The organism is Stenotrophomonas sp. (genome assembly GCF_050737075.1).
GTDB lineage: Bacteria > Pseudomonadota > Gammaproteobacteria > Xanthomonadales > Xanthomonadaceae > Stenotrophomonas.
In genome coordinates this window covers 57,621-82,685 of the sequence record NZ_JBOHXV010000008.1, presented here as the reverse complement: position 1 = coordinate 82,685, position 25,065 = coordinate 57,621, and the positions used below count along the sequence as shown (strand labels likewise).

Sequence of the window (25,065 nt, the reverse complement as noted above, 5' to 3'; positions counted from 1 at the left end):
GTCGTGACCTACCGGGCGAAATTACGTGGTGGGGCGAACGGGCAACCTGCCTTGCCGGTAGGTCACGACCGTTGGTCGTGACCAGACTGCCGCCTTCGGGATCAATCCTCCGGCGGCTGGCAGGAATCGCGCACGATCAGGTGCGGGCGCACGCTGGCGATCTGCAGCGCGGCCTGGCCATCGGGCTGGATCAGCATCGCCGCGGCCGTGCGCCCGGTGTCGCGGGTGTGGCGGCGCACGGAAGTCAGCGACGGCCACAGGCGCGAGGCCAGCGGGCTGTCGTCGTAGCCGATGATCGAGAGCTGGCGCGGGATGTTGATGCCCGCCCGCAGCGCGACCTTGTAGATGCCGGCGGCCATTTCGTCGTTGCCGGTGAAGATGGCGGTCGGGCGCTGCTTGCCCAGCAGCAGCTTCTCGGCCGCCGCCACGCCGGATTCGAACGTATAGCCGGCCTCCACGATGCGCCCGGGCGGCAGTTCGATGCCGCGCTGGGCGAGGGCATCGATGAAACCGGCGGTGCGCTCATGCGCGGAACGATAGGCGCTGGGGCCGGTGACCAGGGCGATGTCGCGGTGGCCCAGCGACAGCAGGTAGTCGGCGGCCTCGGCCGCACCGTCGCGGTCGTGGGTGACCACCATCTGCGAGGTGTCGTCCAGCGGCAGCGAGGCGATGCGCGTGAAGCGGCAGCCGATCTCGTCCAGCATGTCCACCAGCGCCTGGTCTTCGGACGCACGCGGCACCAGGATCACCCCGTGCAGCTTCTGCTGCTGCACGAAGCGGCGCACGCCCTCGATGTAGCCGGGGCTGCGCGAATCGCAGGGGTGCACCACCAGCTCGAAGCTGGAGCCGCGCAGCGCGTCCAGCGCGCCGTACTGCATGTCCACGATGTACTGGGCGGTGGGGTTGTCATAGACCATGCCGATCAGGAACGAGCGGCGGAACGCCAGGCCGCGCGCGAGCGGGTCCGGCGTATAGCCGACCTCGCGCATCAGCGCTTCGACCTTGTCGCGGGTGTCCTTGCGCACCAGTGGCGAGTTGTTGATGATCCGCGAAACCGTTTTCTTGGATACACCCGACAGCCGCGCGATGTCATTGATCGTGGCGGCCTTGCCCTTGGTCAACCCGTGCAGTGGCGGGTCGGTCTTGGTGCGCAGTGACATGTGTTCAAACCGAAAGGGGTCGAAGGAAGCTGCCGGCGCCACTCAATCGAGGGCGCGGTAGCGGAACTGGCGGAAACGGACCTTGCCGTCGCCGGCAGCGTACAGGGCCGGCTTCAGGGCGAGGAACTTCCCGGCCACATTGTGATGGTAGCCGGAGACTTCCATCTGAACCGGGTACTTCTGCCAGGTTTTGCCGTCGGTACTGGAATGGATAGTGACGATGTGCCGGTTGTTGGTCACCCGCAGCCACAGCTTGCCACCCTTGGCGCTGGGCGCCAGCTGGGTAGGTCGTTCCTCGCCATAGCGGTGCATGATGAACTTCTCGCCGTTGCTGCCCACGCCTACGTACAGCTTGTCGCTGTAGTAGAGCAGGGCGCCGCCGACCGCACCGGGTTCGATGTCCATTTCGACCTCGAACTGGTACGCCTGGTCACCGGCAATGGCGGTCAGCGGGGAGCTGTCGCGCGGGGTCTGGCCTTTGCCCTGCAGCAGCAGCCCCTCGCCGCTGAAGTCCAGGCGGCGGTACTCGTCCTGGGCCGGATTGAAGAACGACCACTGCGCGCCCAGTGCCGGGCCCTTGAAGTCGTCCGACAGCGCCATGCCATGCTGGCCCACCGACTCGCCCGACGGCTTGGCCAGCGGCTGGCCCAGGTCGCCGCCCTTGGCCACGAACCAGCCATCGTCGGTCCATTCGATCGGCTCCAGCAGCGCCTGGCGGCCGAGCGTCCAATAGCCGTTTTCATAGCCGTGGTAGATCATCCACCAGCGCCCGTCGGTGCCTTCCACCACCGTGGCGTGGCCGCGCGACCACCACGGCTCACTGGCCGAGCGGGTGCGGGTGATCGGGTTGTTCGGCGCGTTCACCCACGGCCCATGGATCGAGCGCGAGCGCGCGGTGATCACCATGTGCCCGGTCGGGGGGCCGGCGGTGCCGCCCACGGCGGTGGTCATGTAGTACCAGCCGTTGTGGAAATTGATCTTCGGCCCTTCCTGCGCGTAAGCCTCCACGTCCCAGCTTTCCGGGTACTTCCAGCCGTCGTACACATGCTTGGGCTTGCCGACCACGCTCAGGCCGTCGTCGGCCAGCTGCACATACGCGCCGCCACTGAGGAATAGATAACGCTTGCCGTCTTCGCCCACGGCGTGGCCAGGGTCGATGTAGCCGCCCAGGCCGATGTCGACCGGCTCGCTCCAGGGCCCGCGGATGTTGTCGGACCAGACCACGAAGTTGCTGCGGGTCTCGCCGGTGCGCGCCGGGAAGTAGATGTAGTAGCGGCCGCCGTGCTTGACGATGTCCGGCGCCCAGATCGCGCCGACGTTCTTCGTGATCGCATGGCCCAGCGGCTGCCAGTTGACCAGGTCGCGCGAATGCCAGATCGGCAGGCCCGGGTAGGCATCGAACGAGGACAGGGTGAGGTAGTAGTCGTCGCCGTCCTTCAGCACGGACGGGTCCGGGCGGTCGCCGGCGAACACCGGGTTGAGGAAGGTGCCGTTGCCCAGGTCGGCCTGGCGCTGGTTTTCGATGCCGCGCTTCCAGGCGGGGGCGGGCACGTCGGCGGCGTGGACAGCGCTGGCCCACAACAGGCCGGCCGTGGCCAGGGTGGCCAACAGATTACTCAGGCGCATCTTGTCTCCCTTGTACGGAACCGGGTCCGCCACGGCGGGCGGAACCCGGGTACGCGCTGTCGCCAGCGCGCGGTGCAGTTCAGCAGGCGGCGCTTATGCGCGCAGCAGTGCCGGCAGCCACAGCGACAGCTGCGGGAAGAACGTCACGATCAGCAGCACGCCCACCGCCGCGAACCAGAACGGCCAGATCGAGCGCATGCTTTCGCCCACGCTGATCTTGCCGATCGCCGTGCCGATGAACAGCACCGAGCCCACCGGCGGCGTGACCAGGCCCAGGCCGCCGGTCAGCACCAGCACCAGGCCGAAGTGGATCGGATCGATCCCGTAGGCCTTGGCCACCGGCAGGAAGATCGGCGTGCAGATCAGGATCATCGGCGCCAGGTCCATGAAGGTGCCCAGCAACAGCAGCATCACCACGATCATCAGCAGCACCATGAACTGGCTGTGCGCGAACGACTGCAGGAAGTCCACCGCGGCAGCCGGTACCTGCAGGAAGGCCAGCAGCCAGCCGAACACGGCCGCGGTGGCGATCACGAACAGGATCACGCCGGTGCTGCGCGCGGCATGGGTCACCGTGCCCAGGAATTCGCGCCAGTTGAGCTGGCGGTACAACACCGTCGTAACCAGCAGGGCGTACACCACCGCGATCGCCGCGCTCTCCACCGCAGTGAAGATGCCGGCGCGGATACCGATGAAGATCAGCGCCACCAGGCCCAGGCCGGGCAGGGCGGAGACCATGCGCAGCAACACCGCACGCCAGCCCGGGAACACTTCCACCCCGTAGCCACGGCGCCGCGCCACCACATAGCCGGTGACCATCAGTGCCACTGTCATCAGCAGCGCGGGCACGATGCCGGCCGCGAACAGGTCGGCAATGGACAGGCCACCGCCGGCCGCGGCCGAGAACAGGATCAGGTTGTGCGACGGTGGCACCAGCAGCGCCACCAGCGCGGCGGTGATGCTGACATTCACCGCGAAGTCGCGGTCGTAACCGCGCTTAACCATCTGCGGAATCATCGTGCCGCCGACCGCCGATACGTCGGCAATCGCCGAACCGGACACGCCGCCGAAGAACAGCGAGGACAGGATCGACACCTGGCCCAGGCCGCCGCGCATGCGCCCAACCAGCGACGACGCCAGCGCGATCAGCCGCTCGGAGATGCCGCCGCGCATCATGATTTCACCGGCGAAGATGAACAATGGAATGGCGATCAGCGAGGCCGACCCGGTACCGGCCGAGATCTGCTGCACCAGCACAAGCGTCGGCAGGTCCAGGTACCACAGCCCGGCCAGCGCGGCGGCGGCCAGTGCATACGCCACCGGCACGCCCAACAACAGCAGCACCGCGAACACGGTGAAAAGAATCGTAATGCCCATGATTCAGCGGTCTCCTTCTGCGTCGGCAACCGCCGGTTGCGCGGCCTGCACCATCTGGTTCACTGCAAAGATCGCCATCAACGCACCGCCAATGGACAGCGGCAGGTAGTTGATGCTCTGCGGCAGGTTGGCGCCGGCGGTCTTGATGTCCAGCCCGTCCAGCAGCAGCACGGCTGCCCACCAGGCAATCACCACGCCCAGCACCGCCACCACCAGCGAGGCGAATACATCCACCGCGCGGCGCAGGTTCGGGCCCATGTGCGCGGCCAGCAGGAAGAAGCCGAAGTGGCGGCGGGTGTGCACGCCGGTAGCTGCGCCCAGGCTCATCGCCGTGGCCAGCAGCAGCAGGGTCACCGGCTCGGTCCAGCTCGGCGAATCGTTGATGACGTAGCGGGCGAACACCTGCCAGCCCTGCACCACCACCAGGCCCAGCAGGGCGAGTACGGCAACGTAGATGGCAGCGTCGGCAATACGGTCCAGCGCGCGTTGCGGCAGCGTGCGCGGGTCGACGAGGGTTTCGGAAGTCGTGGCGGACATCGCGGCGGGCCTCAGGCGAAGTCGCGGATGCGACGGGTGAGCGCGGCCAGCGCCGGCTGCTGCAGGTACTGCTGCAGCAACGGGTCGGCGGCCTTGCGGAAGGCCGGCATGTCGACCTCGTTGAACTGGATGCCGAAGTCGGCCACCGCCTGGCGGGCGGTGCTTTCGGACGCATCCCACTGCTGGCGCATCACGCCGACCGATTCGCGCGCCGTCTGCAGCACCAGCTGTCGGTCTTCCGGGCTGAGCGCTTCGAAGCTACGGCGCGACATCAGCAGCACGTCGGGCGCATACGAGTGGTCGCTCTGCGACCAGTAGCGCGCGGCCTCGAAGTGACGGCTGGAATGGAAGCTGCGCATGTTGTTTTCCGCACCGTCGATCATGTGCGTCTCCATGCCGGAGAAGGTGTCGCCCAGCGACATCGGGGTCGGGTTGGCGCCCAGCAGGCGCATCAGCTGGATGAAGATGTCCGACGATGCCACGCGCAGCTTCAGGCCGTGCAGGTCCTTGGGCTCCACGATGGGATGCTTGGTGTTGTAGAAGCAGCGCGCGCCCGAATCGTAGATGGCCAGGCCGACCAGGTCGCGGCTCTCGAAGCCACGCAGCACGGTGTCGGCCACGCCGCCGTCGAGCGCGCGGCGCATGTGCGCCACCGATTCGAACACGTAGGGCAGGCACAGCGCCTGGGTCAGCGGGAACGCGTTGTTGAGCGCGCCGGAGTAGACCCGGGTGATGTCGATGGCGCCGAAGCGGGCCATGTCGATCGCTTCGGATTCGCGGCCGAGCTGGCCGGAGTGGTACTGGCGCAGCTTCAGCCGGCCGCCGGTTTTTGCTTCCAGCTGCTGGCCCATCCACTTCACCGCCGTGACGGTGGGGTAGTCGGCCACGTGCACATCGGTGGCGGTGAGCAGGCGCGCGCCATCGGGCGCGCTGCTCCCTGAGCCGGAACATGCCGTCAGCACGGGCACGCTCAGCGCGCCCAGACTGGTGGCAAGGAAACTTCTGCGAGTAATCATCTGCGCCCTCCCAAGCGTACTCGCCATGGCCGCACGGTTACCCGGCGGCGATGGCCCTGCAGGTAATGTCGCCGTAACCGGCGAAACGGATCAGTGCCTGTTGGCCTACGGCGATGTCATGAATGCCGGTGGCGTTGCCACTGGCGATCAGGTCGCCGGCCTTCAGCGGGCGCCCGCGCTGGGCCGAACGGGACAGCGCGAAGGCATACGCCGTGCGCAGGCCGCCCGGCAGCAGGGTGGCGCCACCGGTGCCGACCACTTCGCCCTCGATACGGGTTTCGGCGCGCAGGTCGGCGTCGTCCAGGCGCGTCCAGTCCGGAATTTCCGGGCCCAGCACCAGGCCGTTGTTGTTGCCGAAGTCCGACACCACCACGCGCGGCCCCAGCTTGTTGATTGTGGCCAAGGGGCTGCTGGCCACTTCCACGCCGATGAACAGCTTGGCGGGCAGGGCTTCGGCCTCTTCGGCGGTCCAGTGCAGCTTGTCGGCCGGGGCGTCCTGCTGGAGCTGGATCACGTACTCGGCCTCGACCGCGCCGAAGCCGCCGACGAACACCGGGATATCCACTGTTCCACCGGTAGCATTCCAGAGCCGCTGAGAGAATATGGGGCCCAGCAGACGGTCGTCGCCGGAGGCGTCGCGGCGTTCGGCGGCGATGAAGCCCACCTTCCAGCCAACGACCTGATCGTCCCACAGCGCGATGGCCTGGTCCTGCACCTGATACGCAGTCACCAGGTCCTCCGGGATGTTTCCCGGGAAGTCTGGCAGTGACAGACCCTGCCGGCGGGCCGTGACGAACGCGTGGGCGATGGCGCCCAACCCTTGTTCTGGCAGGTCCTGTTTGCCTTGATCGTTGCTCAAGCGGGTCTCCCGGTGATTTGTTGCACTGCCCATCGACAGCACTTGGATGAGCTGTATATGGTAAACCGGTGTCATTGGCAATGTGCAGCGCGTCAGAACCTGCACGGGGCCGGCACGCTGGCGTTTTGCCCACCCTCAAGAGGACCGCTGCGGATGCGTTGCGCTGTGTTGATGTCCCTGCTGGCCGGCTGCCTGCTGGCCACCGTCGCCCCGCGGCCCGCCCAGGCCGCCGAACGGCCCGTGCCGCAGAGTGAGCCCGCCGCGGGCGCCCCTTCCCGGATCGCGCTGTGGCCGGCCGGCACGGTGCCCGGCGAGCCCCGCCGCCCGACGGTGCCCAACGTCATCGAGCGCAGCGACAATCCCGCGCTGCCGGACCGCTACATCGACAACGTCAGCGCACCCTACCTGGTCGCCTACCGGCCGGCCCACCCCAATGGCACGGCCCTGCTGGTCATTCCCGGTGGCGGCTACCAGCGCATCGTGCTCGACAAGGAAGGCACCGCGCTGGTGCCGGCCTTCGTGGAGCAGGGCGGGGTAACCCTGTTCGTGCTGCGCTACCGGCTGCCCGCCGGGCGCGAGGACCGCCAGGCCGCGTTGGCCGATGCGCAACGCGCGCTGCGGGTGATCCGTGCCGGGGCCGCGCAGTGGCAGCTGGACCCTGCGCGGATCGGGGTGATGGGCTTTTCCGCCGGTGGCCATGTGGCCGCCCGGCTGAGCACCGGCTTCGCTACCGTACTGCCGGGCAGCGGCGACACGGTCGATGCGGTCAGCGCGCGCCCGGACTTTTCGCTGCTGGTGTACCCGGTGATCGACATGGGCGCGCACGCGCACAGCGGTTCGCGTACGCGGCTGCTCGGCCAACGCCCCACGCCCGCGCTGGAGCAGCAGTATTCGATGCAGGCGCAGGTCAGCGCGCAGACACCGCCCACCTTCCTGGTCCATGCGCAGGACGACACGGTGGTTTCCGTGCACAACAGCCTGCTGTACTACCAGGCGCTGCTCGCGGCCGGCGTGCCCAGTGAAATGCACCTGTTTGCGCACGGCGGGCACGGCTTCGGCGTGCGCCTGCCGGCCAGCTCACCGACGGCGCAATGGCCTTCGCTTGCCCTGCGCTGGATGCAGGCGCAGACCACGGGGAGCGCGCCATGACCACCAGCCCCGCCGACTTGCAGCGCCGCCGCTTCCTGCGCGACAGCGCGCGCTACGCCATGTTGCTGGCCGCCGGTTCGCTGCCGCTGCTGCCGACGTTGGCCGGTGCGGCGACGACCGCCGCACCGGCCGATTCCCTGGCACGGGTGCGCGGTGGGCGCCTGCGCGGGCGCTATGACCAGGGCGTACACCGTTTCCTCGGCGTGGCCTACGGTGCGGATACCGCGCCCCGCCGCTTCCAGCCCGCGCTGGCCGAGGTGCCGTGGCGCGGCGTACGCGATGCGCTGGCCTATGGCGCGTCCGCACCGCAGGGCGGCAACGACGGCCCGGGCAGCGAAGACTGCCTGTTCCTCAACGTCTGGACGCCGGCACTGCGCGATGGCGCGCGCCGGCCGATCCTGTTCTACATCCATGGCGGCGCCTACAACAACGGCTCCGGCAGCGACCCGCAGTACGACGGCCGCGCCCTGTGCCGGCGGGGCGACGTGGTGGTGGTGACGGTCAATCACCGGCTCAACGTGTTCGGCTATCTCTACCTCGCGCAGTTGGGCGATGCGCGGTTCGCCGAGTCGGGCAATGTCGGCCAGCTGGATCTGGTCCAGGCCCTGCAATGGGTGCGCGAGCATGCGCATGAGTTCGGCGGCGACGCGGACAACATCACGGTGTTCGGCCAGTCCGGCGGTGGCGCGAAGATCGCCACGCTGATGGCGATGCCGGCCGCGCGCGGATTGTTCCAGCGCGCGTGGACCATGAGCGGCCAGCAGGTGACCGCCGCCGGGCCGCGCGCGGCCACCCAGCGCGCGCGCATCGCGAAGGAGGCTGTTGGCGCAACCGACGTCGCCGCGCTGCTTGCACTGCCCGCGCCGGCGTTGCTGGCTGCCACCCGCGCACGCGATCCGTCGCGGGTGGAGAACACCGGCTTGTACTTCGGGCCGGTACTGGACGGTGGCGCACTGCCGGTGCACCCGTTCTGGCCGGAGGCGCCGGCGCAGTCCGCGCAGATCCCGATGGTGATCGGCAATACCCATGATGAGACGCGTGCGTTCCTGGGCAACGACCCGGACAACTTCACGCTCACCTGGGACACGCTGCCCGCACGGCTGGAGAAGGAGCAGTACGTGGACCTGCTGCCGTCGGTGGTGATTGCCGAGTACCGCCGGTTGTACCCGCACTACACGCCGTCGGAGGTGTTCTTCGCCGCCACCACCGCCGGCCGTTCCTGGCGCGGCGCGGTGGAGGAACTGGAGGCCCGTGCCCGCCAGGGCGCACCGACCTGGGCCTACCAGCTGGACTGGGGCTCGCCGCTGGACGGCGGCAAGTTCGGCGCCTTCCACACGCTGGATATTCCGCTGGTGTTCGACACCACCGGCGCGAAGGGCTCGCGTACGGGTGATGGTGCCGAGGCAACGCACATGGCGGCGCTGATGAGCGAGGCGTTGATCGCCTTCGCCCGCCATGGCGACCCCAACCATGGCGGGCTGCCGCGCTGGGAGCCTTACGGCCTGGCCAGGCGCCAGACCCTGCTGTTCGACGCGACGCCAACCCAGGCCGACGATCCGCGTGGCGGCGAGCGGCGGCTGTACCGGCAGGCCCCGTTCGTGCAACGCGGAACGCTGTAGAGACACGCCATGCGTGTCCCATGGATGGCCGGCCGCGTTCGGAACGCGCATGGCGTGGCGATAGGTCGCATCAACCAAAGTACGTAATTTGATCGCTAATTCGGCCATCGCGAGGCCATTTGTAGTGATTGAGATCAAACATCTCGTTCACCGCAATGGCCTAGACTGCGGGGCATGCAAGACCAATTCGATCCATTCCCGCCGTTCCATGGCCGCGATCGACTGATCGCCGCCATTGATCACGCCGTCCAGCATGACGATCCCCAACAGATCGCCCGCACCCTGCGCGGTGCGTTGCGCGAGGCGATTGCCGACAGCCGCATCCAGTTGCCGGCCTGTGTGCACCGCCCGATCAGCGACCACTACGCCCGCCGCGAGCTGTACCGCAGCCCGGCCCATGGCTACAGCATCGTGGCGATGAGCTGGGCACCGGGGCAGGGCACGCCGCTGCACGACCACAGCGGCCTGTGGTGCGTGGAGGGCGTCTGGCTGGGCCAGCTGGAAATCACCCAGTACCGGCTGCTGGAACGCGACGGCGAACGCTTCCGCTTCCAGGCCGAGCCGCCGGTCATCGGCGACTGCGGCAGCGCCGGCAGCCTGATTCCGCCGCACGAGTACCACACCATCCGCAACACCCGCGACGACGCGCTGGCCATCTCCGTGCACGTCTACCAGGGCGAGATGACCCGCAGCGCGGTCTTCGAACCCGACGGCGGCGACTGGTACGCGCGGCGGGTGAAGGAAATGGAGACAGACGCGGCGTAACGGTGACGCGCAGGTCAAATCTAGGAGTTTGTTCAATGCCATGTGGCGGCGCGCACAGATAGGCTGCGGCCTTGTGCATCAGCGCGTTGAGTCGCCCCCCACATGCGGATCGTGAACACTGGTAGCGATGACAGTTCCTGCGTTGAGCTCGATCCTGGGGCGGAAGACGGTGCCCGCCTGTCATCGGCGGATCGCCCCGCAGGCCATTCGCGGCGTTGGCGCGTCATCGAGTCACGCGAGGAGGACATCGCCTACTTCGTGGTCAAGGACGAGGCTGGCCGTGTTCAAGTGACCATCGGCAATGCGGGCGGCGTGTTCTGGGCGCTGCCTGCCGCCGGTGCGCTGGCCAAAGTCTCACTGCCCTCCTGGCGCCTGCGCATTCCCGCCGATGCCCTGCCGACCGAGGTCTATGGCAGCGCGGATTTCTCCCTGGTGCTGTTCGACCACGGCGGCGATGCGGTGTGGTCTGTCGAATTCGTCAGCGCCGCTGCCGGGCCACACGCGGACGCGTGAGGTGATGCTCGACCGCTGTCGCAGCGCACGCGATCATGGGAGTGCATGCGCCACGCCCCGCAGGAGATCCCCCGTGTCCACCCATCCCTACCAGCAGGTCAACGTCTTCAGCACCGACCCGCTGCTCGGCAACCCTCTGGCGGTGGTGCTCGACGCGATCGGGCTGGATGAGGCGCGCATGGCCGCGTTCGCGCGCTGGACCAACCTGAGCGAAACCACCTTCGTGCTGCCGCCCACCGACCCCCGGGCGGACTACCGGGTCCACATCTTCACCACCATGGGTGAGCTGCCCTTTGCCGGGCATCCCACACTGGGCAGCTGCCACGCCTGGCTGGCCAATGGTGGCGAGCCGCAGGGCGAGGAGGTGGTACAGCAGTGCGGCATCGGCCTGGTGCGGATCCGGCGCAGCGCGACCGGCCTGGCGTTCCTTGCGCCGCCGCTGCTGCGCGATGAAGCGCCGGACCCGGCGTTGCTCACGCGCGTGACGCGCGGGTTGGGTCTTCGCCCCTCCGCCGTGGTCGGTGCGCGCTGGGTGGACAACGGCGCCGGGTGGTTGGCATTGCGACTGCGCAACCGTGCGGCGGTGCTGGCGGTGGAACCCGACTACGCGGCGCTGGAGGGGGTAGCGGTGGGCATATTCGGGCCGTGGCGGCGGCGCGATGGCAAGGGCGCGCAATTCGAGTCGCGAGCGTTCATCGCGGGCGATGCCGCGCCGGAAGATCCGGCCACCGGCAGCCTCGCCGCCGGCATCGCGCGGTGGCTGCTGGAGGACGACACCGTGCCCGACCGGTATGTGATCAGCCAGGGCACTGCGTTGGGACGTGAGGGACGGCTGCAGGTGGAGCGCATCGGCGATGCGCTGTGGATCGGTGGGGCGTGCGTCACCTGCATCGAGGGCGTGGTGACGTTGTAAGAGCGGCCGGGCAGAGCCCGGCGCTACGAGCAGGCATGGTGACGTTGTAAGGGCTGCCGGGCAGAGCCCGGCGCTACGAGCAGGCACGGTGGCGTCGTCCGGCGTTACAGGTTGACGGCGTTGTTGAGCAGGGTGGTCTCCGCAGCCCCGTCGGGCAGCATCACCCGCACGCGCAGCCCACTGCGGTTGCCTGCCGGCAGCGGCAGGCCCACGGTGGTGGTCTTCGGCACCAGGTCGGTGGGCGCGTCCAGCGCGGGAATCTCGATGCGGGCCAGCTCGCGCCCGTTCGCATCTTCCAGCAGCGCCACGCCCACCGGCGTGCCCACATGGCCCAGGCTGTGCACGGTCACGTGCACCTGGCGGCCGTCCACGCGGATGTCGCCACGGCCGATGCCCAGGTCCGGGCGTTGTTCCACCAGCGTGCCCGCCTTGAGCAGCTCGAACTCGAACACCTGGGCCTGGCCCGGTGCGAAACGCAGCGGCAGCGAGGCGCTGCGTTCGAGCTGCACCTCGGCGGTGGTGGCCTTGCCGTCGATGCGGTCATCGCCGTCGCGGTCCACACCACTGGTCATCCGCCATTGCCCGGCGGTGACGTTCCACGTACTCATCTGCGCATCCACCGCGCGCGTGCCCAGGTTGTAGGCGATCACCTTGAAGCGCTCGGGCGATGGTGCGTGCACCAGGAGCGCCACCTGTTCGGCCGCATCGGGCTGCGCGAAGCGCCAGCTCACGGTGTGCCCCGGCCAGCTCTGGTTGCGCTTGAGCGCGATGCCGCCCAGCCGCGCACGCTGCAGGAACTCGCTGGGCGCTTCCACCCGGTCGGACCACCAATGGCCCTCGGTATTCATGTACTCGCGCTGCGCCTTCGCCTGGATGCCGTCGGCATGCAGCGCCTCGAGGTACGTCTTGTCGCCGGTGGCCTGCCACGCCATCAGGCTGGCGAAGCCGGTGTTGCCGGCATCGGCGTCGGCGATCAGCGCCGGGTTCCATGCCGCCGCCTTGCCCAGCACCTCCACGTAGTTCTCGCCCAGGTTCGACAACGCGCCCGGGCCGCCGCGCGCCACGCGGTAGTCCAGCGCCTTGAGGTACTTGTCGTCGCCCGTCCAGCGCCATGCCGCCCAGAAGGTATGCATGACATCGCCGCCGCCGGAGCCGTTGTTGAGCTCGCCGCCACGCACCTTGCCGGTGGCCCAGTTGATCTCGTTCGGCAGCGCCCAGCGGCCCTTGTCGTCGGTGTAGGCATGGGCCAGGTAGCTGTCGGCCAGCCCGGTGACCAGCTTGCGACCGGTCGGGTCGGCGTTGTACTGGCCGATCAGGAACGCCGGGTGCAGCGCCGGGAAGGAGTACGGCTTCTGCCATTGCCAGTTCGGCTCGCGGTACACCTTGTTGCCACCGAACCAGTTGCTGGAGAACAGCAGGTGACCCTGCGGGTTGGGCAGGATGATGCGTTCGTCGAACGCCTTTACCGTCTCCATCAACCGCTCGACGGTGAGCGGGTCGCCCCAGTTGAGGTAGAGCATCGCGCTGTTGGCGTTGATTCCGTCCTCATAGGAATGCAGCTCATCGGTTTCGATGGTGCTCAGTCCGTTGGAGAACATCCCGTTGCGGTACACCGCATCGGACAGTGCGGTCAGTGAACGGTTGAGCCGCTCTGGTTCCACGCCCATCAGCGCCAGCCCCGGCCACTGCTGGGTGAGGTCGGTGTCGTCGGAAATGCCGCCGCCGAAGTCGCCGTAGGCGATCTGCCGGTTGTCGATCCACCAGTCCACGAAGCGGCGCACGTACTTGAGGTCTTCGGTCTGGCGGAAGGCCCACAGCGGCACGCCCTTCGGCGGCGTGGGCTGGGTGAACGGCGGTTTGCCCTGGCTGTTGTAGCTGATGTAGTTCCAGTACAGCCGGCCCAGCTCGTGGTCCGGGTCGACCCGCAGCAGGTCGCTCAGGTCGGCGTAGACGCGTGCGTACAGGCGCTGGCGCTTGGAGGTGGTGTGTTCTTCGACCAGGAAGCCCCAGTTGTCGCGGACCTGGTTGAAGCGGTCGGCCAGATGCTCCTGCTTCGCTTCGGCACGAGCCTTGTAGACCATGCGGATTTCCGCGCCGTCGAGCGAGCCGGCATTGAAGCCCGGCGCGCCCGAAGCGATGCTGATCCACAGGCTGTCGGCGGTGAGGATGCGGTCGCGCAGGTCCAGCCACAGCGTGCGCTTCTCGTTCGGCTTCACCGACACCGACACATCGATCATGTCGCGCGCCGGCCAGATCGGGTCCTTGATGCGGATGTTGAGCGGGATCAGGCCGTCGCCCGACGCCGGCAGGTCCAGCGCGGGCAGGTCGATGGCCACGCCGTCCAGGCCGTCGTACATGTTTTCCCAGCTGTGCGCCCAGCTGCGGATCAGCGGCTGCGCGGCCGGGGCATCGCCGACGCCGGACGGGATCAGCACGTGCACGATCGGCAGCGGACTGGCGGGCAGCGTGTCGGCGCCGCGTCGCCGTGAACCGGCGCCCTTGGGCAGCGCCATCACCGTGCTGCGTTCGGCTGCCGGGTAGCGGCCCTCGATGTACTCGCGCAGTGTGGTGATGTTGAGGTAGTCGGGCAGGGCCTGGCTGTCGACCAGGTAGCGCTGCTTCACCGTGCCGGCGGGCTCGGCGGCATCGCTGACCTGGTAGGCCCAGATTTCCTGGATCGGCGTTTCCTGCGCGACATTGCGGAAGTGCAGTACGCCGCCGGTCTGCGCGGCAATATCGTCCACGCTGCGCACCACGCCCTGCGGGCGCTGCAGCAGCGTCGTTGCGGCAGTGCCGGCGGCGCCTGTGTGGGTGAGCGATCCGAACGCGGCGCCGCGCACTTCAATGCGGTTGACGGTCTCGCCGTCGGGCAGGGTCAGGTCGAGCTGCTGGCCGCCTTCCACATAGGTGTTCCAGTCGGGCAGCTGGAAATAGTCGTTGCGCCCGGGCAGGCGCGAGCGGTTGTAGACGCCGGGCCAGGTGGTCTCGGCGATGCCGTCGGTGGCCTTCCACATCCACTGCTTGTGGTCCTTGGTGTCGGCGAACTCGATCTTGCGGATCGTGGTGGTCGCGGCGCCCAGCACCGGCGGTGCGGTGCGGTCCCAACCAAAGCGGTGATTCCAGGCGCGCATGGCGCCTGCATCATCCACCGCCGTGGTCGGCGCCTTGTTGGCGGCCAACGCGGCCATGCCTGCCGGATCCAGCAGGCGGTCGTACACGCGGATTTCGTCAACGTCGCTGCCGCGCAGGAAGTTGTAGCGGCTCTGCACCTGGTACGGCGCCATCACCCGGCCGGCAAGGCCCAGCTGGTCCAACGCGGCATCGTAATCGGCGGTGGTCTCCTGGCGGGCGACTTCCTTGCCGTCCACGTACAGGCGCACGCCATGGTTTTCATCCCAGCCGAAGGCGATGTGCTGCCACTGCTGGGGTGATGGATTCTGGTCCAGCTTGAACGACACGCGGGTGCGCGCCAGGTTGGCGTCGGTAACGAAGGCATCGAAGCCGTGGCCGTTCCAGTCGATGCGCAACCAGGCCATGTCCCAGCTGCTGTGGTCGGCGTAGCCGACCCGGAAGATCACGAAGGGCGCTTCACCCACCGCATAGCGGGAGCGCCAGTAGAAGCCGAGCGTGCCACGCTGCGCCTGGATGTTGCCGGGCGCATTCCAGGAAAGCACGCCGTCGTCTTCCCACTGGATCGCGGCACCGCGCGCACCGTCGGGCACGCGTTTGACCTTGTCCTGGAAGTTCGGAATGGCATCGCCATTGGCGGTGTCGGCCGTAAAGCCTTTGTCGGCCGATACGTGGAACAGCAGCTGCGGTGCGCCCCGTGCCCAAGCCCCGGTGCTGCTCCCCAGCAGCAACAACAGCAGGCTGGCGGAAAGACGGGTGCGACGGAGCGAACGGACAACGTGCAGCGGCATGGCAGGTTCCTTTCGACAGCTTATCGGCACGGCAGTGACCTGCACGCAACGCACGCTAGCAAAGCGGCGGTTCCCCAACATCTTGCGACGCAACAGCGGCGGCGCGATCTCGCGCCGCCGCCTTCAGTGCGTCGGATCAGAACTTGTAGCGAACGCCCAGCATGTACTGCCGGCCGGTTTCGGTGTACTGCAGCGGCAGGCGACCGGTGGCCGGCGAATACACCCACTCGTCGCTGGCCTCGTTGGTCAGGTTCATGCCTTCCAGGCTCAACTCCAGCTTGTCGCTGATCGCGTAGCGGATCGAGGCATCGATGAAGGTGGTGCCGGTCATGCCGTGGGTACCGTCCACGTTGAAGCCCGCTTCGGTGCCCGGCACCTGGGTCAGGTAGTCATCGCGGTTGGTGGCCGAGACGCGGCCGGAGAACACCTTGCCTTCGTAGAACAGCGTGGCGTTCCAGGACGACTTGGACAGACCGGTCAGGTCAGCCTTCATCACCGGCTGGCCGCTGGAGTTGATGTACTGGATCTGCGATTCCACCCAGGTGTAGTTCAACTGCACGCCCAGGTTGGACCACTTGCCGGGCAGGAAGGTGAAGGGCTGGATGTAGTTCGCTTCCACACCGTGCAGCTCGCCACCGGGCGTGTTGACCGGCTTGGTGTAGGTGAAGTCATCGGCCGGCGATGCACCGGTCCCGATCAGCAGCTCAGCCGGCAGGCCGCTGGCGCTGTAGGGCGCCACTTCGCGGGTGGTCTGCACGAAGCTTTCGATGTCCTTGTAGAACAGGCCGATGCCGGCCATCGCGCCTTCGCTGAAGTACCACTCGAAGCCCAGGTCCACATTGGTGGCGCGGATCGGGTCCAGGTTCGGGTTGCCGCTGGAAATGGTGCGCGCACCGCCGGCCACGGCTACGGTGGCACCCGGGGTCAGGCTGCCCAGGCCCGGACGGCTCATTACCTTGGCCGCGCCCAGGCGGATCAGGAAGTCCGGGGTGATTTCCGCAACCAGGTTGAACGAGGGCAGGGTGTCGTCGTAGCTGCGGTCCACGGTGGTGGACACGGTGCCGGTGGCCAGCGTGGAAAGACCGGTGGAGCTCTGCTTGGTCTTGACGTAGCGCACGCCGAAGTTGCCCGAGAACGGAATGCTGCCCAGCTCGGTGGAGAACTCGCCCATCAGGTAGCCGCCGCGGTCTTCCTCGTCCACGCTGCGCACGTTGTTGGCGCGCGGGGCGACGGCGAAGATGCCGCTGTTGCTGTAGATGTCGAACTGGTTGGCAATGGCGTTCAGGTCCGGTACCACCCACTGGTCCGGGCTGCCGGTGATGCCCTTCAGGCCGGCCTGTTCGGTCATGTCCACCGGCACGATCTTGCCGCCTGTGGGGAAGTTGGGCACGGCCAGTTCGCTGGCGCGGCGCAGTTCCACGGTGCTGAAGGTGTAGTTCTTGGCCAGGATGCCGCCCTTCAGGCGGAAGCCGGGGCTGATGTTCCAGTTGAAGTCGACCTGGCCGGTGTCGAAGTCATTGTCCACGTACTGCGGGCGCAGGCGGATCTCGGCCAGTTCCCAACCGGCGGGATTGGTCGGGTCGATGCCGTAGTTCAGTGTCGGGAACCGGCTGTTGCCGCGGTAGTCGTAGCTGTAACCGTCCACATCGTACTTGTCCATGATGATCGTGGTCTGGATCGGGTTCTCGTGCTTGGAGCGCGAGATGCCGACCTTGCCGGACAAGGTGAAGTTGTCGCCGAAGCGGTGCTGGCCGTTCAACGCGATCTGCTTGAACTCGGTGCTCCACTCGTCGTGGCGGTTCTCGGTGCGGATGTCGACGTTGTCGAACTCACCGTAGACCAGCGCGTTGTTCTCGATCACGCCGTCCTTGACGATCATGTTCGGCTTGCCGACCAGGCGCGGCGTGCTGCTGGTGCCGCGGCTGAAGGAGATCGCTTCGATGTAGTGCTCGTCGCGCTTGGCGTCGATCTTGGAATACAGCGTGTCCAGCGAGATCTCGGTGGCGTCGCTGGGCTTCCACTGCAGGGTGCCGGTCACGCCCAGGCGCTTCTGCTCGTGTTCCATCTGCACGTAGCGCGGGAAGCGCGGGTGGTAGACGTTGGCCGAACGCGCCGCGGTGAACGGCGAAGCCGCGCTGAAGTTGCCGTTGCTCGGGCCGTTGGCCCAGCGGCCGGTATTGGAGCCTTCTTCCAGCGCCTGGCGCTCGGAATAGGCGACCGAGAGCAGGCCGCCGAAGGTGCCGTCGGCCCAGGTGTTGGAGATCAGCGCGGCGATGCGCGGGTCGGCCTTCTGCGCCATGGCGTTGTAGCTGGCCTGGCCGCTGGTGGCGAAGGTGAAGCCGTCGTAGTCGAACGGGCGCGCGGTGCGCAGGTCGACGGTGGCGCCCAGCGAGCCTTCCTCGACGTCGGCCGAGGCGGTCTTGCGCACCAGCAGCTGCGAGAACAGGTCCGAGGCGAACACGTTGAAGTCGAAGCCGCGGCCGCGGTTGGTGCCGCCGCTCTGGTCACCGGCGCCGACCGTGGTCAGCGCTTCCATGCCGTTGATGCGCACGCGGGTGAAGTCCGGGCCCAGCCCGCGCACCGAGATGTTGCGGCCTTCGCCGGCTTCACGGGTAATAACCACGCCGGGCACGCGCTGCAGCGACTCGGCCAGGTTCAGATCGGGGAACTTGCCGATATCCTCGGCAACGATGGCGTCGACAACGCCGGCCTCACCGCGCTTGATGTCCAGCGCCTTCTCGACGCTGGCGCGGTAGCCGGTGACCGTGACGGTGTCCAGGTCGGTCGCCGCACCCGAGGCCGGGTCCTGGGCCAGCGCGGTACCACTCAGCGCCAGGCCGATCGACAGTGCGAGCAAGGTAACCGGTGTCTTTTTTTGGATGTTTCGATAATGCATGTTTTCCCTCTCCCAAGGTGCTACATGAAACCGCTATCCGGCGACGTGTCAGTGCAATGACACCGCTGGTCAGGGCGGACGTTAACAGTCCGTTCGGGATCGGGCATCTTGCACCGCAACAGAGTTGCAATGTCCCGTAGACGCTTGCGGGACATAGGTTCCGACATTCGTCCCGGGTGGACGGACGGTGCCACACGGCTAGAATGACACCGCTAGCCATTCTTTTCCGCCATGGCCATCGGGTCATGTCCACCACCAGGATCCATCGCCATGAGTCGTGTCGTCTGTTTCGGGGAATTGCTGCTGCGCATGAGCGCGCCTGGCCGTGAGCTGCTGCTGCAGACGGCGCAGCTGGCGGTGCACGCCGGCGGCGCCGAGGCCAATGTCGGCGTTTCGCTGGCCCACTTCGGCCATGCCGTGAACATGGTCAGCACCGTGCCAGCCAACCCGCTGGGCCAGTATGTGGCCGGCGAACTGCGCCGGCATGGGGTGGACACCACCCATGTGCAGACCCGCGCCGGGCGCATGGGCCTGTACTTCCTCACCACCGGCGCGGTGCAGCGCGCCAGCGAAGTGGTCTACGACCGCGTGGATTCGGCCTTCGCACTGGGCAGCGCTGCCGACTACGACTGGGACACGCTGCTGCGGGGCGCGGATTGGCTGCACCTGTCCGGGGTCAGCCCCGCGCTGAATCCGGCGATGGCCGAGGCCACCCTGGCGGCGGCGCGTGCGGCCTGCGCGCGCGGCGTACAGGTCTCGTTCGACGGCAACTTCCGGCCCTCGCTGTGGGCACGCTGGGAAGGCGATGCGCCGCGCATCCTGCGCGAGCTGTTCGCCTGCGCCAGCGTGGCCTTCGCCGACTACCGCGATATCGGCGTGGTGCTCGGCGGGCAGTTCCGGCAGGCGCAGCTGGCCGAACGTGTGGATGCCGCCGCCGCGCAGGCGTTCGCCGCATTCCCGCGCCTGCAGTGGATGGCGTGCACCCAGCGCACCGCGCACAGCGTGGACCACCATGCGTTGGGCGCGATGCTGCTCGGCCGTGATGGCACCCGTGCGCTGGCGCCCACCCGCGAGATGGTCGGCATCGTCGACCGTATCGGCGGTGGCGATGCGTTCGCCGCCGGTATCCTGCATGGCATGATGCAGGGCTTCGAACCGGATGCGATCGTGCGTTTCGGCCTGGCCGCGGCCAGCCTGAAACATTCCATCCCCGGTGATTTCAACCCCGTCAGCGAAGCTGACGTACTGGCCCTCACGGGCGAGGAGCGATTCGATGTCCGGCGCTGATCCGCGCGTACGCGCAGTCCTGAAACTGGCCCCGGTGATTCCGGTGTACACGCCTGAGAGCGTGGACGAGGCGGTGCATGTCGCCCAGGCCCTGTTCAACGGCGGGCTGCCGGTGATCGAAGTGACGCTGCGGACGTCGATCGCGATGGACGCCATCCAGGCCATGGTCGAGGCCGTGCCCGACGCCGTGGTGGGCGCAGGCACCGTGCTGACCGCCGCGCAGATGGAGCGGGTGAAAGCCGTAGGCGGGCGCTTTGCGGTGTCGCCCGGCGCAACGCCGCGCCTGTATGCGGCCGCACGCGATACCGACCTGCCGTTCCTGCCGGGCGTGGCGACCTCGTCCGAGCTGATGCTGGGCCTGGAACACGGCTTGGACACGTTCAAGTTTTTCCCGGCCGTGCAGGCCGGTGGCACGGCGATGCTGTCGGCGTGGAATGGCCCGTTCGGCGATGTGCGGTTCTGCCCGACCGGTGGGATCAGCGCACAGACCGCGCGCGATTTCCTGCACCTGCCCAATGTGCTGTGCGTGGGCGGCTCGTGGTTGACCACGCGGGCGTTGTTGCAGGCGCGGGATTGGGCGGGGGTTGAGGATCTGGCGCGCGCCTCGGCCGCGTTGGTCGGTTGAGGTGCGGTAACGACCGTTGGTCGTTACGCGTTCACCCGAGCCGCCGATACAACGTGCTGCGGCTGATGCCCAGCGCGCGGGCGGCGCGGGTTACGTTGCCCTCGGCGGCCGCCAACGCGTCGCGCATGGCGGCCTGGGTGATGGCGTCCAGTGCACCGGTCGCGGGCAGGCTCGCGGCCACCTGCGCCGCGGCAGGCACCGCACGCACATAAGCCGGCAACGCCTCCGGCGCAATCGCGCTGCCGGGATCGCTCAACGCCACCAGCGTGCGCAGGCATGACGCCAACTGGCGCAGGTTGCCCGGCCACGCATAGGCGGCCAGCGCATCCACCGTGGCCCGCTGCAGCTGGCGTCCCTGACCCAAGCGTTCCCACAGGCCACGCACCAGCGGCACGCGGTCGGCCTGCGCGCGCAGCGCCGGCAACTGCACCGCGTGGTCGGCGATGCGGTAGTAGAGATCGCTGCGGAACGCGCCGTCGGCCATGGCCTGTTCCAGGTCGCGATGGGTGGCGCAGATCAATGCGAAATCCAGCTGCACCGTCTTGCCGCCGCCCAGCGGCGACAGCGTGCGTTCCTGCAGCACCCGCAGCAAGCGCGGCTGCAGGGCCAGGGGCATATCGCCGATCTCGTCCAGGAACAGCACGCCCCCCTGCGCCTGGCGCAGCAACCCGGTGCTGCCGCTGCGGCGCGCCCCAGTGAACGCGCCTTCCTCGTAGCCGAACAGCTCGGCTTCGATCAGGCCTTCGGGCAATGCCGCGCAGTTCACCGCCACGAACGGGCGGTCCGCACGTGCACTGCGGCGATGCAGTTCACGCGCGAACACTTCCTTGCCGCTGCCGGTTTCGCCCAGCACCAGCACCGGCAGCTGCGCATCCAGTACCCGCCGCGCGCGTTCAAGCGACTCCAGCTGCGCGCCGTCGAACAGCGGTGACGCATCCGCCTGCAGCGGCGCGCGCAGCGCCGGCGCCGACGTAGTGGCCGGGCGCGATGCAGGCGCTGGCGCAGGGCGGCGAGCCCCAGGTGCGCTCGTCGCGGTCAGCGCACCGTGCAACGCACGGCCCTGGCGATCGATCAGCGCACCATCGTCATGCAGGCGTGACAGCGGCGCGTCGAACAGGGCCGCATACGGTGCGTGGCCGATGTCGCGGTGGTCCAGCCCGAACAGCGCCAACCCCGCGCGGTTGGCCGCCACCAGCCGGCCATTGCGGAAGCCGAGGATGCCTTCGCGTGCGGTGCCCAGCAGGGTACGGTCGTGGTGCAGGCGCACCAGTTCGCAGTCGGCCAGGCCCTGATCGAAGTAGCGGTGTTCGATATGCGCCACGGCCTGGCGTGCCAGCACACGCGCGTGCAGGTGTTGCTGGCGTGCGTCGCCGGAAATATCCAGCACGCCCACGCGGTGCCCGTACGGGTCGAAGATCGGCGTGGCCGAACAGGTCAGGATGCCGTGCGGCGCGAAGTAGTGCTCGCCGCCGCGCACTTCCACCGAGCGCCCTTCCACGATCGCCGTGCCGATCGCATTGGTTCCCACCGTGGTTTCATCCCAGCGCACCCCGGGCATGAGTGCCACGCGCCCGGCCTTGTCCAGGAAGGCCGGGCTGCCTTCGGCGTCCAGGATCCAGCCGTCCTCGTCGGTGAGCAGCACGATGCTGCCGGTGGCGGCGATGTCGCCGGCCAGGCCATCCAGCTCCGGCCGGGCCAGCCGCCACAGGCGCTGCTGGCGCTCGCGCAACTCGCGCAGGCGCGCGTCCGGCAGCGGCTCCACCTCCGGCTGTGCGTCTACCAGCAGGCCGCCGCGCAGGCAGCGCTGCCACGACTGCAGGATCGTGTCGGGCACGATGCCGACCGGCGCCGCGCCGCGCTCGAAGAACGAACGCCGCGCATTGCCGACGCGGTGCTGAAGCGGGAGCTGGGACACCTGGAATCTCCAGTGTCGCAATCTGCGACAGTTGTAGCGGGCCTGTCCTGATAAACACCACAGCGGGCGTTACCGCGCAATGACCGCGCGTGCTGCGTCGCCGCAATCTGGACCGCACAACCGGGCAACCGCGCGCTGCGACACCGTGTCGCAGCGCAGCAGCGCAAAGCTGGCATCGTCCTTGCGCCATGGCAGTACCCCCGCAAGGGCCACCCTGCCAGTTGGAGATGCACCCGATGAACGCCTTACCGTCGCCCCCGTCGTTCGCTACCGATCCGCAGTCCGTGTTCAAGCCGCGCTACGGCAACTACATCGGCGGGGAGTGGGTCGCCCCGCGCAGCGGCCAGTACTTCGAGAACACCACCCCGGTCACCGGCAAGGTCTTCACCGAAGTGGCGCGCTCCAACGCCGAGGACATCGAAGCGGCGCTGGACGCCGCCCATGCGGCCAAGCGCGGCTGGGCCGAGACCTCCACCACCGAGCGCGCCAACGTGCTCAACCGCATCGCCGACCGTATCGAGGAACACCTGGAGCTGCTCGCGCACGCCGAGACCTGGGACAACGGCAAGCCGATCCGCGAAACGCTCAACGCCGACATCCCGCTGATGGCCGACCACTTCCGCTACTTCGCCGGCGCGGTGCGCGCGCAGGAAGGCAGCCTGTCGGAGATCGACAAGGACACCATCGCCTACCACTTCCACGAGCCGCTCGGCGTGGTGGGGCAGATCATTCCCTGGAACTTCCCGATGCTGATGGCCGCGTGGAAGCTCGCCCCGGCGCTGGCCGCCGGCAACTGCGTGGTGCTCAAGCCGGCCGAGCAGACCCCGGCCTCCATCCTGGTGCTGATGGAGGTCATCGGCGACCTGCTGCCCAAGGGCGTGCTCAATGTGGTGAATGGCTTCGGCCTGGAAGCCGGCAAGCCGCTGGCGAGCAATCCGCGCATCGCCAAGATCGCCTTCACCGGCGAAACCACCACCGGCCGGCTGATCATGCAGTACGCCAGCCAGAACCTGATTCCGGTCACGCTGGAGCTGGGCGGCAAATCGCCCAACATCTTCTTCGCCGATGTGATGGCCGAAGACGATGACTTCCTCGACAAGGCCATCGAAGGCTTCGTGCTGTTTGCGTTCAACCAGGGCGAGGTGTGTACCTGTCCCTCGCGTGCGCTGATCCAGGAATCGATCTACGAGAAATTCATGGAGCGCGCGCTCAAGCGCGTGGCCGCGATCAAGCAGGGCGATCCGCTCGACCCGGCCACCATGGTCGGCGCGCAGGCCTCGTCCGAGCAGCTGGAAAAGATCCTCTCCTACTTCGACATCGGCCGCCAGGAAGGCGCCGAAGTGCTGATCGGCGGTGAGCAGAACAATCTCGGCGGCGACCTTGCCGGCGGCTATTACGTCAAACCGACGGTGTTCAAGGGCCACAACCGCATGCGCGTGTTCCAGGAAGAGATCTTCGGGCCGGTGGTGTCGGTGACCACGTTCAAGACCGAGGAAGAGGCGCTGGAGATCGCCAACGACACGCTGTACGGCCTGGGCGCCGGCGTGTGGAGCCGCGACGCCTCGCGCCTGTACCGCATGGGCCGCGGCATCCAGGCCGGGCGGGTGTGGACCAACTGCTACCACGCCTATCCCGCGCATGCGGCGTTCGGCGGCTACAAGCAGTCCGGCATCGGCCGCGAGAACCACAAGATGATGCTCGACCATTACCAGCAGACCAAGAACCTGCTGGTGAGCTACTCGCCGAAGAAGCTCGGCTTCTTCTGATGCCCGTTTGATCACGATCAAGGCGCCGGCACGACGCCGGCGCCACGCTCACGCAACAGGATTGGAGATGGATGCATGAACAAGACCATGAAGGCGGCTGTGGTGCGCGAGTTCGGCAAACCGCTGCGCATCGAGGAAGTGGCGGTACCGCGCCCGGGTCCCGGCGACATCCTGGTGAAGATCGAAGCCTGCGGGGTGTGCCACACCGACCTGCACGCGGTGGAAGGCGACTGGCCGGTGAAGCCCAACCCGCCGTTCATTCCCGGCCATGAAGGCGTAGGCCACGTGGTCGCGGTAGGCGCGGGCGTCACCCATGTGCGCGAAGGCGACCGGGTCGGCATTCCATGGCTGTATTCGGCGTGCGGCCATTGCGAGCACTGCCTGGGCGGCTGGGAAACCCTGTGCGAAACCCAGCAGAACACCGGCTATTCGGTGAATGGCGGCTTCGCCGAATACGCGCTGGCCAACGCCGATTACGTGGGCCTTCTGCCCAAGGGCGTGGGCTTCATCGAGATCGCCCCGGTGCTGTGCGCCGGCGTGACCGTCTACAAGGGCCTGAAGATGACCGACGCCAAGCCCGGCCAGTGGGTGGTAATCTCCGGCGTCGGCGGCTTGGGGCACATGGCCGTGCAGTACGCCAAGGCGATGGGCCTGAACGTGGCCGCGGTGGATATCGATGACGACAAGCTGGCACTGGCGCAGCGGCTGGGCGCAACGGTTACCGTCAATGCACGCAACACCGACCCGGCCGCCTTCCTGAAGAAGGAAATCGGCGGGGCCCATGGTGCGCTGGTCACTGCCGTGTCGCCCAAGGCCTTCGAACAGGCGATGGGCATGGTGCGGCGTGGTGGCACGGTAGCGCTCAACGGCCTGCCGCCGGGCCAGTTCCCGCTGGACATCTTCGGCATGGTGCTCAACGGCATCACCGTGCGTGGCTCGATCGTCGGCTCGCGGCTGGATCTGCAGGAATCGCTGGAATTCGCCGAACAGGGCAAGGTCGCCGCCACGGTCAGTACCGACACCTTGGAGAACATCAACGACATCTTCGCGCGCATGCACGCCGGCAAGATCGAAGGCCGCGTGGTGCTCGACCTCAACGCCTGAGCCCCCGGCGGTCGCGCC

18 protein-coding genes are annotated in these 25,065 nt (G+C 67.9%); 9 read left to right on the top strand and 9 right to left on the bottom strand.

Annotation, left to right across the window (positions count from 1 at the left end; all coding sequences use genetic code 11):
* Positions 1-101: 101 nt before the first annotated feature.
* The 6 genes from ACREPD_RS03370 to ACREPD_RS03345 all read right to left on the bottom strand — a co-directional run bounded on the left by ACREPD_RS03370 (position 102) and on the right by ACREPD_RS03345 (position 6,575).
* Complete coding sequence (locus ACREPD_RS03370; RefSeq protein ID WP_421568257.1) at positions 102-1,160, bottom strand: LacI family DNA-binding transcriptional regulator; 1,059 nt, start codon at positions 1,158-1,160, stop codon at positions 102-104.
* Positions 1,161-1,202: 42 nt separating this feature from the next.
* Entirely contained in the window at positions 1,203-2,786 is a 1,584-nt protein-coding gene (locus ACREPD_RS03365) for a family 43 glycosylhydrolase (RefSeq protein WP_431597975.1), read from the bottom strand.
* Positions 2,787-2,879: 93 nt separating this feature from the next.
* Positions 2,880-4,163: a TRAP transporter large permease gene (locus ACREPD_RS03360; RefSeq protein ID WP_431597974.1), complete on the bottom strand. Its 1,284-nt coding sequence runs from the start codon at positions 4,161-4,163 to the stop codon at positions 2,880-2,882.
* Positions 4,164-4,166: 3 nt separating this feature from the next.
* The gene (locus ACREPD_RS03355; RefSeq protein ID WP_431597973.1) at positions 4,167-4,700 is read right to left on the bottom strand and encodes a TRAP transporter small permease; all 534 of its coding nucleotides are present in this window, start codon (positions 4,698-4,700) and stop codon (positions 4,167-4,169) included.
* Positions 4,701-4,711: 11 nt separating this feature from the next.
* The gene (locus ACREPD_RS03350; RefSeq protein ID WP_431597972.1) at positions 4,712-5,716 is read right to left on the bottom strand and encodes a TRAP transporter substrate-binding protein; all 1,005 of its coding nucleotides are present in this window, start codon (positions 5,714-5,716) and stop codon (positions 4,712-4,714) included.
* A gap of 37 nt (positions 5,717-5,753) precedes the next feature.
* Positions 5,754-6,575 (bottom strand): 2-keto-4-pentenoate hydratase, encoded by an 822-nt coding sequence (locus tag ACREPD_RS03345; protein WP_431597971.1) that lies wholly within the window; start codon positions 6,573-6,575, stop codon positions 5,754-5,756.
* Between the two features lie 171 nt (positions 6,576-6,746).
* Here ACREPD_RS03345 and ACREPD_RS03340 point away from each other — a divergent pair, with 171 nt between their 5' ends.
* From ACREPD_RS03340 to ACREPD_RS03320, 5 genes are all read left to right on the top strand, one after another.
* Positions 6,747-7,724 (top strand): alpha/beta hydrolase, encoded by a 978-nt coding sequence (locus ACREPD_RS03340; protein WP_431597980.1) that lies wholly within the window; start codon positions 6,747-6,749, stop codon positions 7,722-7,724.
* The gene (locus ACREPD_RS03335) at positions 7,721-9,343 is read left to right on the top strand and encodes a carboxylesterase/lipase family protein (RefSeq protein WP_431597970.1); all 1,623 of its coding nucleotides are present in this window, start codon (positions 7,721-7,723) and stop codon (positions 9,341-9,343) included. Before ACREPD_RS03340 ends, ACREPD_RS03335 begins: the two co-directional genes overlap by 4 nt.
* A gap of 174 nt (positions 9,344-9,517) precedes the next feature.
* Entirely contained in the window at positions 9,518-10,108 is a 591-nt protein-coding gene (locus ACREPD_RS03330; RefSeq protein ID WP_431597969.1) for a cysteine dioxygenase, read from the top strand.
* A gap of 111 nt (positions 10,109-10,219) precedes the next feature.
* Positions 10,220-10,621, top strand: a complete 402-nt coding sequence (locus tag ACREPD_RS03325; RefSeq protein ID WP_431597968.1) for a hypothetical protein — start codon at positions 10,220-10,222, stop codon at positions 10,619-10,621.
* A 73-nt stretch (positions 10,622-10,694) separates the two neighbouring features.
* Complete coding sequence (locus ACREPD_RS03320) at positions 10,695-11,534, top strand: PhzF family phenazine biosynthesis protein (protein ID WP_431597967.1); 840 nt, start codon at positions 10,695-10,697, stop codon at positions 11,532-11,534.
* Positions 11,535-11,638: 104 nt separating this feature from the next.
* On the opposite strand, the gene ACREPD_RS03315 is transcribed toward ACREPD_RS03320, so the two are convergent.
* Positions 11,639-15,454, bottom strand: a complete 3,816-nt coding sequence (locus tag ACREPD_RS03315) for a LamG-like jellyroll fold domain-containing protein (protein WP_431597966.1) — start codon at positions 15,452-15,454, stop codon at positions 11,639-11,641.
* Positions 15,455-15,590: 136 nt separating this feature from the next.
* On the bottom strand, positions 15,591-18,350 hold the full coding sequence (locus ACREPD_RS03310) for a TonB-dependent receptor (RefSeq protein WP_431597965.1): 2,760 nt from the start codon (positions 18,348-18,350) through the stop codon (positions 15,591-15,593).
* 270 nt (positions 18,351-18,620) lie between these two features.
* Between ACREPD_RS03310 and ACREPD_RS03305 the strand changes: the two genes are divergently transcribed.
* Positions 18,621-19,637 carry a sugar kinase gene (locus ACREPD_RS03305; RefSeq protein ID WP_431597964.1) on the top strand — a complete coding sequence of 339 codons (1,017 nt, stop codon included), beginning with the start codon at positions 18,621-18,623 and terminating at the stop codon, positions 19,635-19,637.
* Positions 19,624-20,262 carry a bifunctional 4-hydroxy-2-oxoglutarate aldolase/2-dehydro-3-deoxy-phosphogluconate aldolase gene (gene eda, locus ACREPD_RS03300; RefSeq protein ID WP_431597963.1) on the top strand — a complete coding sequence of 213 codons (639 nt, stop codon included), beginning with the start codon at positions 19,624-19,626 and terminating at the stop codon, positions 20,260-20,262. The genes ACREPD_RS03305 and eda overlap by 14 nt, the downstream gene beginning before the upstream one ends.
* A 31-nt stretch (positions 20,263-20,293) precedes the next feature.
* On the opposite strand, the gene ACREPD_RS03295 is transcribed toward eda, so the two are convergent.
* Positions 20,294-22,177: a sigma-54-dependent Fis family transcriptional regulator gene (locus ACREPD_RS03295; protein ID WP_431597962.1), complete on the bottom strand. Its 1,884-nt coding sequence runs from the start codon at positions 22,175-22,177 to the stop codon at positions 20,294-20,296.
* Positions 22,178-22,413: 236 nt separating this feature from the next.
* Between ACREPD_RS03295 and adh the strand changes: the two genes are divergently transcribed.
* Together adh and adhP are read left to right on the top strand one after the other, a co-directional pair.
* Positions 22,414-23,943: an aldehyde dehydrogenase gene (gene adh, locus ACREPD_RS03290; RefSeq protein ID WP_431597961.1), complete on the top strand. Its 1,530-nt coding sequence runs from the start codon at positions 22,414-22,416 to the stop codon at positions 23,941-23,943.
* A 75-nt stretch (positions 23,944-24,018) separates the two neighbouring features.
* On the top strand, positions 24,019-25,047 hold the full coding sequence (gene adhP / locus ACREPD_RS03285) for an alcohol dehydrogenase AdhP (RefSeq protein WP_431597960.1): 1,029 nt from the start codon (positions 24,019-24,021) through the stop codon (positions 25,045-25,047).
* The last annotated feature ends 18 nt before the right edge of the window (positions 25,048-25,065 follow it).